The following is a 12,101-nucleotide window of genomic DNA, read 5'->3' as shown; positions in this document are numbered from 1 at the left end:
GCGATCGCTTGACCTGTTTCTGGGGACGGATCTCGGAGGCAACTTTCTTCCAAATTTTGGGAGGAAGTGTTCGACTACCATTGTTTTCAGAGCTTTTCTCGGAACGCTGAATGATCCCCTGATACCATTGCTTAAGATCCTCAAAGCTTAACTGAGATAATTGGAACCACAAGTTCTCCTGAACAAGCTTAAAAGGGGTGTTGACAATTTTCCGTTGCCAATCTTTCGATAAACTATTCCACCATTGGAGTAGCTTCAGGTAAGACTGAACAACTTTTTCGCCGCCACAATCTTGGTTAAATAAGGTGATTTCATTCTCACTTGTAAGTAGAGAAAGTTCTTCGTGGAGTTTTCTCCCTATTTGAAGGCTGTTATCGAGACTTACTTTCAGTAGCATAATTTTCCTCGTTTTTGGAGAATGGTCAATTTTTGGGAATCGTCATGAACTTATTAGTTTCAAACAGGTTTTATAACAAAACGTGGATATATTATACAAAAAAATAAGATTAAGACAAATCTGAAAAAAACCAAATTATAGATAAAAATCTTGACAAACTCAGTAAATGTAAGCGAAAGTACGAGGATAGATAATGTAGCTGGTGGATGAACCGAGGAAAACATGAATCAACTTGTAGTTAAAATTCTTAGAACAGTTCCCTTAACAGCTATATTATTATTTCTGTCAAATTCAGCCCAAGCTCAAATTAGTGCAGATAGCTCAACTGAGACATTAGTTTTGCCAAATGGGACAAGAATAGATATCCAAGGTGGTGTGATCTCTGGCAATAACTTGTTTCATAGCTTCACTGATTTTAATGTCAAAGTGGGAGACTCAGTAATTTTTACTAACCCTTCCCAGATTACCAACATATTTACTCGAATTACAGGAAATAATGTTTCACAAATTCTCGGTACGATAAAAGTAGTCGGAAACGCTAATTTATTTTTGATAAATCCTAATGGAATAGTCTTCGGTCCAGGAGCAAGCTTGGATATGGCAGGATCTTTCTATGGAACGACTGCGGATTCTATTGTTTTCGAGAATGGGACACGTTTTAGTACAAACAACATCGATGAGAATCAAAGTTTACTAGAAGTAACTCATCCTGTCGCATTATTATTTGAAAATTCGAGAAATAATGCGATATCGATTAGAGGAGCAGGACATGGATTCTTTGGAAATACCTTTATTCCAATCTCGCAAAATCCAGAATCGAAAAATACCTCTATCACACCAGGTGGTGAAGCGATCGCACTGATTGCAAACACAATCAATTTTGATGGGGGAACTTTAGAAGCCTTAGACAAGAAAATTGAGTTATCAGCTGTCGGAAGAGGATTAGTTAGATTTAATGTTAATGAAAACAGTTTTGATTATCAGGGAATAGAGGTGTGGGGAAATATCAATCTTAAATCTCGTTCAGCCATTAATGGAAGCGGTTTAGCTAATACCAGAGAGATAAATCTATATGGTAAAAACATAAGCCTGAGCAATAATTCTCTGATTTTAATGCAAAATTTTGGCGAAAATTCGACTGGAAGCATAAACATAAATGCAACTGAAGTTTTAGAGTTAAATAGTAATTTCACGACAAAAGATTTAAACACAAGTATTGCTTTACAAAACTTAGGAAATAATGGGGGAGGAAGTATTAACGTTCAGTCGCCAAAAATTTCTATTACTGGAGGAGGAAGAATTGAATCTAATACTTTTTCCAATGTAAATGGGGGAAATATAAATATAGATACGGAATACCTATCAGTAAATGGATTTAAAAATAATTTTAATGCGTCAAACATTACCACTGTCACAAATGGCGAAGGATTAGGGGGAACTCTCAGAATTGAAGCAGAATCGATAGAAGTAAAAAATGGTGCCGTTCTGAGTAGCTTTTCTCTGGGTGATGGGAAAGGCGGAGCAGGAAATATAGAAATATCAGCTACTAATACAATCACATTAAATACTAGCCCAGATAGCAATGTAGGGGCTAGTTCGTTTATTGGCTCATTGAGTTTCAATCAGGGGGATTCAGGAGATGTCGCTATTTCCTCAAAAAACATCTCGATGATCGACGGGACAACTTTAGGCTCGCTATCTTTCACTCAAGGAAATGCAGGGAATGTGATTATTGACACTACTCTATTGGAAACAAAGGGTCCAAATCTAAATCCTGTTGCGTTTGATCTCCCTGACGAAGAATCAGGTAGTCTTACACTGTCAGGATTAATTACATCTTCGGCTTCTAGGGTAGAAGCAGTAGATTTAGATAGTATCCAAGGGAATGCTGGCAATGTAGTGATCAATGCGAAACAAATCAATCTCAGTGACAACGGAGTAATAAGCGTAGGCAATATAGGTGTTGGAAACGGAGGACAGCTATTTATTAATTCTGACCAGATAAATTTATCAAATTTCAGTCAAATTAGCTCAGAAACTAATTTTAAAAATGCAGGAAATATAACGTTGAATGGAAATTCTATATCTTTGAATCAAAGTCAAATTACTTCTTCTTCAGAAGGAGAAGTACAAGGAGATGGAGGTAATATTTTCATAAATGTAGGTGGTTTACTATTACGTGAAAGCTTAATAAGAGCAAATGCTAATCAAGGAGATGCTGGAAATATTTTTATAAAAGCTGATGCTTTGCTTCAAGATACAAATAGTTTTATTACCGCTACTTCTACTTTGGGTATTGATGGCGAAGTGAATATTTTTGTAACAGAGGAATCTGAGGAACTTTTTCAGGATTCTAATATTCTTGAAGAAAATTCCCCAGAAGAATTAATTTCAAGCTGTTCGCAAAGGACAACGAACATTGGCAAATTGATAATACGAAGGAATAATCAAGGATTACCAAGGAATCCCTCTGAAAATACTTCTGATATCCATTGGATAGGTCTTAATGAAGAGGTTGAAAAAACAACAGAAAATATTTCCCCTTCAGCTAATAAAATAATACAAACAGATGATGGAAGAATTATTGCCATATCTGTAGATGAAGATTTTAACGAATGTTCTGAAAATGCTTAAAAAGACAGCTTGATTCCCCCACTAACTCCAAATGGTTGCTTAAAATCTTCGTCAACATCAACTAATGGCAAAGAAGAGAAACCTTTAATAAAAAAGTTTTCTAAATAAACGCCTAATTCGATTCCAATAGTCGCTAAAGTTTCATCAGGGATTAGTGAATCTTCTGCCTTAAATACAGATGCGGCCTGAATAAAGGGAGTAATTTCTAATCGCAAATTATCATTATTGAAAAAAGACCAAGAACCTTGAAGGGTTGCGGCGAGGCAATTATCATTGCGAAAAGCTTGACGGGTGTAACCGCGAATTGCCCCATCAAAAATGCCATCTCCTCCTATCTTACACTGTTCCTGTGGAAATAAAATTCCGTCGGCTACTTGTCCTTTTAAATGAAAGAGGAAAGATATATCTTCTGATACGGGTTGTACAAAATCCAAAAATAATTGACCGTAAAAAAAACTACGATTAAGACCAAAATTCAACTGAGGCCTAAAACTTAAAGCATTAGTTTTAGTCCTGTAGACCCATTGAGAAGATAGGCGAATAGTTTCATATTGAGCAATACCATTAGGAAATCGCTCATCAAATTCAAATCGCTCACCTAAGATAAAAGTTTGACTCTCATGATTATCATAGGATACTTTTAAAGAAAAAGAACTTTGAGCATTCTCAAAAAAAGGATAAATAAAATCAATTCCATAAGTAAATACATCATTTTCAAAATCAAATTGTTGCAGAGGAGCTACAATAATTTCATTAGATTCGATTTTTCCTCTAAACTGTAATCTGAGATTTTCAGATGTTAAAGGAAAATTAAAAGAAGCGTAGCCTAACTCTTTCCCTTCTGAAGCATTGATTTGAAGTAAAAGTTGCTGTCCTCCTCCTAATAAATTATCGTCTTTATAAGTAAAAAAACCTTCTTCGGAGCCAGTTGAGGCAGGTGCTGTATTATTACCCTGAAAAGATAGAGTTTGTGTCTTATTTTCTTCTATTTTTAGAGACAATCTGCTATGTTTAGACTGAGTTCCTAATTCTAGCAAAGCTGTTAGATTTTTAATTAGATAATCTTGTCTCAACTTTTTAAGATCAGCTTCTAAATCCAGAGTATTTAATGGTTTTTTATAAGCTGATGGGATTCGAGATAATATATAGTCTTGGTTGAGCTTATTAAGTCCTGTTAGTGATATTTTTTCCATATAACCCTCAATTACTTCGATAATGAAAATTCCATCGGTTAATTGATCTTGAACTGGAAAAATAGCTCTGGAAGTTGTAAAACCTTCACTGTGATAAATTCTAGTGATAAAGTCAGATATCTGCAATCCTAATTCTTTGATTTCATTAAGTTCATCTAATTGATATTCTCCTTGCCATCTATTATTGATGATTTCAATGTGGTCTTGCGTTAAAATAGAGCTATTTTTAACAATAATTTTATCAACTGTAATAACTATTTTAGAAGAACCTACTGTTTGAGATAAAATTGTATAATCAGATTCTTGTGCAGTAGATATTTCAGGAGAAACAAAAAAAAACAAGAAAACTATCATCTGAAATTTTATTAGTCGCTTCATGGACGAAATCTTAAAAATGAAATTTTATTATACAACATTTAAGGTTAATTCAATCGTATTAGATGATTATCATTCAATGATTTGTTAATATACTAAAAAAAGAATTGTAATGAATGAAAAAAAGGCAAAAAAATCAAAAAATCTATAAAATATTAATAGTCGATTCGGAAATTGGCACAAGGCATCTGTTAACTAACTACTTTAACAAAAATGAACAGACATTGACGGCTGTTGCGGTGGGAAGTGTTGCCGAATGTCTCAGATTGTTGTGGGTTTCCCGTAACAATCTGGATATCGATATTGTGCTGGTTTCATCCTACCTAAGTGGAAAAACTTCTGGGATCGAACTTATCGAAATCATTCGACAATTAGGATTTTTTGATTTACCAATATTTTTACTTTCCAAATATGACGTAGATCCAGAACTCGAACGTTTGATGTTTGCTGCGGTAAGAGGTATTTTTAACAAAACGACTGTACGTTCAGAAGATATTGCTAAAAAACTTAAACGATATATTAAGGAAGTAATAGAGTATGAGCCTAATGTCGTCGAAGACTTGGAAAAACGAACAGTCGAAACTTCAAAGAGGGAATATAAATATGATCTTTTGCGGTGGAAATCCCCACGCGGAAAATTTAGGGGGGCTTCCATCGGTTCGGGTCAGGATAACGACGAAAACGAAAGCGAAATTAACGAACAATAACATAACCGGCCCAAAAATAAGGATGATCTGCTTGTTCACGCAGAAATTTTAATTGAGAATTTCGTAATGCTTTGGCAGGGGATGAGCCAGTCTGATAGTTTTTGTAAAAATTCTGCATCAAATTAGAACTCTCTTTATCGTAAACCGACCATAGAGTAGAAATCACGCGATTAACTCCAGTCCGAACGGCTAATCCTCCCATCCCTAGAAGGGTACGATTATTTCCTGTTGCTGTTTCGCACCCACTTAAAACCAGTAGATTTAAAGGAGATGAAGTAGAAGCTAAAGTTTGCTCTAATTGTGATAGAAATATTTTTTGATCGTATGCCTGTAGCCAAGTTTGATCGGCATTGCCACCAAATCTTCCGTGGGTAGCCAAATGAACGAATGACTGATTTGATTGAGTCATGGATAATTGGAAATTATTATACGTAAAATCTTCATCCAACAAAGTTGGAGCAGAGGTTAAAGATTTTAGTACCCGAACTTCTTGTTCAACTCCAGGTAAGACAGATAGTGGTGCTGGTGGATTAATTAATCCAAAAAGTGTACCACCTTTCTGTTTATTTATAATAGTAGAAGATTGAGAAATTCCCACAGATAAAATAATGTTAAAGTCTTCAATTAAGAATTGATCATTTTCGTTTATAAATGCAGTAAAAGGTAAATTCTGTAAAATCCCGTCTGGACGAATAAATAAAGAATATATTTCATTTTTTTCTAAATCTTTTTTAAGAGGTTTAATTAATAGACTATATAGTTTTTTACTAATAATAGAGTAATCTTCGGAAATTCCATTTTCTAATTGTTTTCTCCATGTATAGGCTAGATTATTTAATTCAGCTTCAGTTATATCAATTTTAAATAAACTTAATTGGTTATTAGGAAGTTCAAGGAGAATATATGTCTTTTGGGATAATGTAATAAAATAAATAAATGCTTCGTGTTGCTGAACAGGAACAGATTCAAGTTTTATAAGACATGGAGAATCAAAATAATTCTCAACTAAAACAATTTGATATTGTTTGAGAATATTTTTGATTTTTAGTAAAATTTGCTGAGAAGGAGCTTGACTTAAAAAATATTCTAAAGCTTCCAAATATAAAGGTTGAATTTGCTCACTTAAATGAGTTTGATTTTTAGATATTAGTTCAGAACGTAACTTGCTAAGACTGTTAATAGCATTTTCGTAAGAACGTAATGTTTTTTCTGGTTCGGCTTGTTTGCGGTAAATTTTTGCCACCTCCCACTGCCATAAATAAAGACTATCCCACGCTCCTAAATTAGAAGCAATTTGCTGTGCCTTAAAAAATAGGTTTTTAGCTTGTGAAAAATAACCTTCAACTTTTAGTTTTTTACCTAATGCTCCAACAGAAAAGCTAAGAAGTCGATTATCTTCTATGGTTTCAGCAACTTTAATTGCGGCTAGAGGCTCGTTAAGTTTTAAAAGAAATTCTCCTTTTAGTCTAGATAGAGGAAGCTCCTGAACTTCTGATAAAAGCTCATCTCTAGAAAGATTTTGAGAAAAATAAGGAAGATTTTCGTCAAAGACCATAATACGAAAACGTAAAGATTCAATCCCCGACGATTTACTAAATTGGAAAGCTTCTTGTAAAGAATTATGCTGATTGTTTTGAACTATTTTAGCTTGAAAAATTAATTCTTTTGAAGTTTCAGTATCTATATTTTTTGCTAGTTCTGCATCATTTTTGAGTTTTTTTAACCAAAGATTTTGCGACGCTATAAGATTATTTAGAATTAAAAGCTTATGGTGTCCATTGAGATAACTAAGTCCTTGATTGTAATAATTCACTGCTTCTTGGTATTTTCCAAGTTTTGAACTGATATTTCCTAAAACTTTATTTGCTATAGCTTTTTTGTATAAATCGTCTGTTAATAAGAGAGATTCATGTACCAATTCCTTAGCCTCTTGATATTTTCCTACAATCACCAGCATTTGTGCTAAATTTATTTTATAAGAAGCTTGATTTACAGTTTTATTATTTAAAAGTTGTCTAACTATCGAAATAGCTTTAGAATAATTACCTAAATTCGCATAAGCTGAGGCAACATAGCCCCACATTTTAGAATCAAAATCGAACTGTTTTTCTAGTAGAACAACAGCCTTATAATCCCCATCAATGTAAGCTTGTCGAATAGAATGGTGATTCTGGGCAACAACAACGTTCCCAAAGATAGAAATGGTTTTGATTAAAAAAATAACTATAATTGATAACGATAACATTTTGATAATTTTAAACATGATATAAAATAAATAACGAAACTAAAAATATCAGTACGTAATTATAACAAAACTATATGTTATGATGACAAATATAATAAAAACTAATTAGGAATAAAAATATTTTGATAAGATTGGCAATTTTCTCTGTTTTCTCTGTGTTATTTTGTTCAGGATTAATTTACTTTGAAGATACCTTAGCAGAGACTTCTCAAGAAAATACAGAAAAAAACGGAGAAGAAGAAAGCAGAGAAACAAGAAACTTCAAAACTCCTTATGACTTTGGTTACGAATTGCGTGATGATCAGAAAAGGGAGAGACAACGTACCCAATTTCAGGGAAAGAGGGGTGGAGAAAAACCTCTTACACTAGAAATTATAGCTCCTGAAGACCATATTGCTACAACTTTCAATCCTTACCCCGAATTCTGGATTCAGATATCTTCAATACCTGAATTACCATTACAGTACAATTTGATACAAGATAGGAAAAGTATATGGGAAGGAAATGTTGAAGTTGAATCAACTTTATTTCTATTAAAAGTCGAGGATGCAGTACCGTCTTTGTCTCCAGGAATATATGTCCTCGCTATCGGTTATAACTGCCCAGAAGATTGTTATGTAGCTCGGATAGCTTTTGAAGTTGTCCAGAAAGATGAGCTAATTCAAAATATAGTAGAACAAAACAAAAACATAAAAGAAAAAATTAAATTTCTATCTAAAGAAGGATATTGGTATGATGCGCAGTCGCTCATTTTTCAAATGGATTGATTCTCATAAAAAAATATCAGGATTGATGTTAACTTTAGGATTAACATCAATTATTTGGGCAATTCGCTCAAATTTTGGAATAGTTGAATTGGGTGACTTAAAATTTTTTGATCTCTATTTCAGACTAAAACCGACAGAAAGTATTGATGAAAAAATTATCATTGTCGGAATTACAGAAAATGATCTCAATAAACTAGATAAATATCCAATTTCCGATGATATTCTAGCCAAGTTAGTTAATAAAGTCAAAGCTCAAAAGCCAGTAGCTATAGGATTAGATATTATCAGAGATAAAGCGCAACCCCCTGGAGAAAAAAACATAGCGAAAACTTTTCAAGAAACTACTAATTTAATTGGTGTGGGAAGCTTACTGAAAGACTCAAACGGAGAATCAATCCAATTTCCACCTATTCTTAAAAAAAATCAACAAATTGCAGACATTGCTGTCCCAGTTGACAGAGACTCGAAAATACGTCGGGGATATTTATTTACAGGGAATGAAGAAATAAAAACGTTTCCAAGTTTATCATTTAAGTTAGCCTTTTTATATCTTAGAAAATATTGTGTTCGAGGGCAACAGATAGAACTTGATTACAAACTAATAATTAGTCAAAGTCAAAATTCAGATTGTCAAAATTTGGATGAAGAAGAAATAAAAGAAACTTTTTTTAAAAACTTTAGTTCTTCTGATGGGGGTTATGTATTTGGGGAAGATGGCTTTTTTCAAATAATAATTAATTGGAGAAAAAACCCACAACCCTTTAAAGAAGTTAGTCTATTTGATGTTTTGGATGACAAAATAGATGAAGAATTATTTTCTGATAAAATTGTGCTAATTGGCTCGATGTCTCCCAGTGTAGGAGATACTTTTGTAACTCCTCTCTCTTTCAAAAATAAACAATATATATCTAATAATTATGAGAGTTATGGCGTTGTAAATATAGCCCATTTAACAAGCCAGATTCTCAATACTGTTTTAGAAAACCGTCCAACAATCAAAACAGTCTCTGATTATTGGGAATTTTTAAATTTATGGTTGATTCTATTATTATTTAATTATTTTTTTATAGGAATCGATTTTTTGTCTCCAAATTATACAAAGCCTGGAATTTTCTTTTTCAAAATAAGTATATTTGTGATTATAAGTAATTTAGTTTTATTTTATATCCACTATATTTTATTTCTTTTTGGCTATTGGATTCCTATTGTACCCATTCTAATAGGGATAAATATTACGGCAATGATTCAAATAATTATTGGTTTAAACAGATATAAAGAGGAAAAAAACTTAATACAAAATCTAAATGCAATTATGACTAACGAAATTTCGGAGCCAATTTTCCAACTGAATAATCTTATAGAAAATTCTGATGCTATCAAAGAAAAACTCCCAGATTTAGATAAAAGAAAAGAATTATTATTAATAAAAGAGAATTTGCAATTTTTATCTGATGTATTAACTAAGGTTTTTCCTTCAATAAATGTTATTTCCTATGCTAAAGTTGAAAATTTGAATGACTGGCTTCAGGAAATAGTAACAAAAGAAACGGCTCAAATGGTTTTCAAAGACTATAATGTTGGGGATATTACCATTACTTTCAATCTAGATCCCAAATTAAATTCATTTCACGTGCTTCCAAAGCAAATAGAATTTATTGTATCAAGCTTGTTTAAAAATTCTGTAGAATCATTAATTGAAAAACAGCAATTAAAAAAAAGTTTTAAAGGAAAAATTAACCTAAAAACAACGAAAAATAGTACAGAGATTTTCTTAGTAGTGGAAGATAATGGATTAGGAATTGAGCCAAATTCTTCAGATTTTGTATTTGAGCCTTGTTATACCACAAAAAATGAGCATAATGGACTTGGACTATATTTTTGCCATGAAATCATGCAAAAAATAAGCGGAGAAATCGTATTTTCTTCTAGTCCCTTTTGTACTAAATTCACTGTAAAAATTCCTTACCAAAATTAGGTATATATTTTATTTTTTTGATGCTCTAGATAGAGGCAGTAGGTGGCAGTTAAATGTAAATAATAAGTTATCGAAAAGTTATTTACCTAATGTTTTTTCGGTAATAGAAAGAAGAAAAATGCACAAAAAATAACTTGCCACCAAAGAGAGTGAGGTTCTGGCACACTAAGAACTTCAACTGCGGAAACATTTGGATCTAGATCGGCACCCGTATCAAAAATATAGTCGAAAGCCTCGGAATCGTCGAGAGTGGTAGCTCGCAAAAAAAGTCCACTCAAACGCGCGATTGTCTCAATACTCACGGCTTGAGGGACTGTAGGGATATTTGGGTCAACAGAAGTACCATCGGGGTTATTTTCGTTGGTGATTCCGAAATGATTTATCCCGGCTAAAGTAACTAAAGTAGCAGGAGGTGTAGCGATGCTGTCGAAGGTGGCTTCAGCATTAGAAAATGAAGCTACCCCGTCTATGTCCCCTTGTAAAAGGGCAATTGATATGCCGTCATTAGCAATAGGAATAGGCTCATTTGTAATTTGATTGCGAAGGTTCGCACCGAAGAAAGCACCAGAGAGTAGAGAAGCAGGTCTTTCAAATGAACCATCGCAAATGAGGAATAGACAAAGATTCCCGATCGCAGATAGACCCACAGCAGCTCCAAAAGAGTGTCCTAATAAAGCTGATCTCTCGGTGTCAACCAATCCGAATAGTTGGGAAGAAGGCTCGTTATTCTCTAACTTCAGAGCATTAATAGTCTCGTCAATTTGACCAACTTCGGAGAAAAGTCCCACGCCTAAGCCAGGAATGAAGCGAGAACGATTAGGCACAGCAACCACAAAGCCATAACGAGAGACTTGAGCGGCATATTCTGAATAGAAAGACTTGTCGATGAAAGCTCCTTGGAGTAAGACAACGACGGGAAATTCTTCAAAAGAATTTTCCGTGATTCGTGGGTAATAAATATCAGCTAAATCACCGTTTCCTGGAATCAAAGTAGTAAAGCTATCAAAATTGTCGAAAAGTGGTCTAGGGTCAAAGACTTCAGCTAGACTAGATTCAACAACCATTAAAGGAACAAAAGTGGCAACAGCTACGGAAGATATAAGGGATTGAAGAGACATTTAATTAAAATTTTTGGTACCACAGCAGAAGACGAAGAAAAAGAAAATTGTTTCCAGATAACAAAACGATCGCAGAAAAAGCCAGTCCCATCAAATAGTACAATTATCCTGATTAACAACGAATAGTTGTCACCTGTATAGGGAACCATTAAAAGAGTCCGAGAAGTGTTCTTTTCGGACTCTTCTCTATGCTAAAATTAGCCCAGTGTGAGGATTTCGGCTTTTTTATCCTTCCCCCCTGGTGGCTCATAATGTCTTCGATCGTTTCTACCTTTGATGCGAAACCAGTCCTCGACACAGCGACGGCTCATTTGAAAGTCTTTGAGAAGTTTCTCAAACATCATGTGGGAGAAGGCTCGGCAGCTAGTGACACTGTTAAAACTTACCGTTGTCACATACAACAGTTCCTACACTGGTGTCATTCCACAAAACTTAACCCCATAGAAGCGACTTTTAACCAACTAACAGGATTTCGCCATTGGTTAGTAGAAGAGCAACAATATCAAACTGTAACTATTTCCCTAAAACTGACCATATTACGCCGTTTTTACGATGGTTTACGACAATATGGCTATGTTGTCATTAATCCGGCTCTGGGACTCAAGCCCCCCACAGAAGTTAAAGATCCCGCCGCCACCATTAATTACCTCGAAAACGAGGAAATGAACCGGTTGTTAGAGAGTCTTCCCA

At 33.9% G+C, this 12,101-nt stretch carries 9 protein-coding genes and 1 pseudogene; 6 read left to right on the top strand and 4 right to left on the bottom strand.

Translation table 11 applies throughout. From position 1 onward, the window contains the following. Positions 1-397: pseudogene (locus P9B04_RS04850) on the bottom strand (hypothetical protein); the annotation flags it as partial. A gap of 222 nt (positions 398-619) precedes the next feature. Here P9B04_RS04850 and P9B04_RS04845 point away from each other — a divergent pair. Next, a complete protein-coding gene (locus tag P9B04_RS04845) occupies positions 620-3,031 on the top strand; it encodes a two-partner secretion domain-containing protein (protein WP_342053871.1) in 2,412 nt (803 codons plus the stop codon). Here P9B04_RS04845 and P9B04_RS04840 read toward each other — a convergent pair. Continuing rightward, entirely contained in the window at positions 3,028-4,602 is a 1,575-nt protein-coding gene (locus P9B04_RS04840; protein WP_342053870.1) for a ShlB/FhaC/HecB family hemolysin secretion/activation protein, read from the bottom strand. The two genes, P9B04_RS04845 and P9B04_RS04840, sit on opposite strands and share 4 nt — an antisense overlap. 113 nt (positions 4,603-4,715) lie before the next feature. On the opposite strand from P9B04_RS04840, the gene P9B04_RS04835 reads away from it, so the two are divergent. Next, positions 4,716-5,306 (top strand): response regulator, encoded by a 591-nt coding sequence (locus tag P9B04_RS04835; protein WP_342053869.1) that lies wholly within the window; start codon positions 4,716-4,718, stop codon positions 5,304-5,306. On the opposite strand, the gene P9B04_RS04830 is transcribed toward P9B04_RS04835, so the two are convergent. Further along, positions 5,293-7,551, bottom strand: a complete 2,259-nt coding sequence (locus tag P9B04_RS04830; protein ID WP_342053868.1) for a CHAT domain-containing protein — start codon at positions 7,549-7,551, stop codon at positions 5,293-5,295. The two genes, P9B04_RS04835 and P9B04_RS04830, sit on opposite strands and share 14 nt — an antisense overlap. Before the next feature lie 131 nt (positions 7,552-7,682). On the opposite strand from P9B04_RS04830, the gene P9B04_RS04825 reads away from it, so the two are divergent. Next, positions 7,683-8,318 carry a DUF928 domain-containing protein gene (locus P9B04_RS04825; RefSeq protein ID WP_342053867.1) on the top strand — a complete coding sequence of 212 codons (636 nt, stop codon included), beginning with the start codon at positions 7,683-7,685 and terminating at the stop codon, positions 8,316-8,318. Then, positions 8,284-10,293, top strand: a complete 2,010-nt coding sequence (locus tag P9B04_RS04820) for a CHASE2 domain-containing protein (RefSeq protein WP_342053866.1) — start codon at positions 8,284-8,286, stop codon at positions 10,291-10,293. The genes P9B04_RS04825 and P9B04_RS04820 overlap by 35 nt, the downstream gene beginning before the upstream one ends. 86 nt (positions 10,294-10,379) lie before the next feature. Here the strand turns inward: P9B04_RS04820 and P9B04_RS04815 are convergent, their stop codons facing one another. After that, complete coding sequence (locus P9B04_RS04815) at positions 10,380-11,411, bottom strand: alpha/beta hydrolase family protein (protein WP_342053865.1); 1,032 nt, start codon at positions 11,409-11,411, stop codon at positions 10,380-10,382. Between P9B04_RS04815 and P9B04_RS04810 the strand changes: the two genes are divergently transcribed. Together P9B04_RS04810 and P9B04_RS04805 are read left to right on the top strand one after the other, a co-directional pair. Further along, complete coding sequence (locus P9B04_RS04810) at positions 11,400-11,537, top strand: hypothetical protein (RefSeq protein WP_342053864.1); 138 nt, start codon at positions 11,400-11,402, stop codon at positions 11,535-11,537. The genes P9B04_RS04815 and P9B04_RS04810 overlap by 12 nt on opposite strands. Positions 11,538-11,662: 125 nt before the next feature. After that, the coding region (locus P9B04_RS04805; protein ID WP_342053863.1) for a tyrosine-type recombinase/integrase at positions 11,663-12,101 on the top strand (439 nt) is incomplete at its 3' end.

The organism is Crocosphaera sp. Alani8, from assembly GCF_038442745.1.
Classification (GTDB): domain Bacteria; phylum Cyanobacteriota; class Cyanobacteriia; order Cyanobacteriales; family Microcystaceae; genus Crocosphaera.
The sequence above is the reverse complement of the archived record's forward strand: the minus strand, read 5'-3'. Positions and strand labels throughout refer to the sequence as shown.

Coding starts and splice junctions, on each gene's coding strand:
- P9B04_RS04840 (WP_342053870.1), bottom strand. CDS start 4,602: ATGAAGCGACTAATAAAATTTCAGATGATAGTTTTCTTGTTTTTTTTT.
- P9B04_RS04830 (WP_342053868.1), bottom strand. CDS start 7,551: ATGTTATCGTTATCAATTATAGTTATTTTTTTAATCAAAACCATTTCT.
- P9B04_RS04845 (WP_342053871.1), top strand. CDS start 620: ATGAATCAACTTGTAGTTAAAATTCTTAGAACAGTTCCCTTAACAGCT.
- P9B04_RS04815 (WP_342053865.1), bottom strand. CDS start 11,411: ATGTCTCTTCAATCCCTTATATCTTCCGTAGCTGTTGCCACTTTTGTT.
- P9B04_RS04820 (WP_342053866.1), top strand. CDS start 8,284: ATGATGCGCAGTCGCTCATTTTTCAAATGGATTGATTCTCATAAAAAA.
- P9B04_RS04835 (WP_342053869.1), top strand. CDS start 4,716: ATGAAAAAAAGGCAAAAAAATCAAAAAATCTATAAAATATTAATAGTC.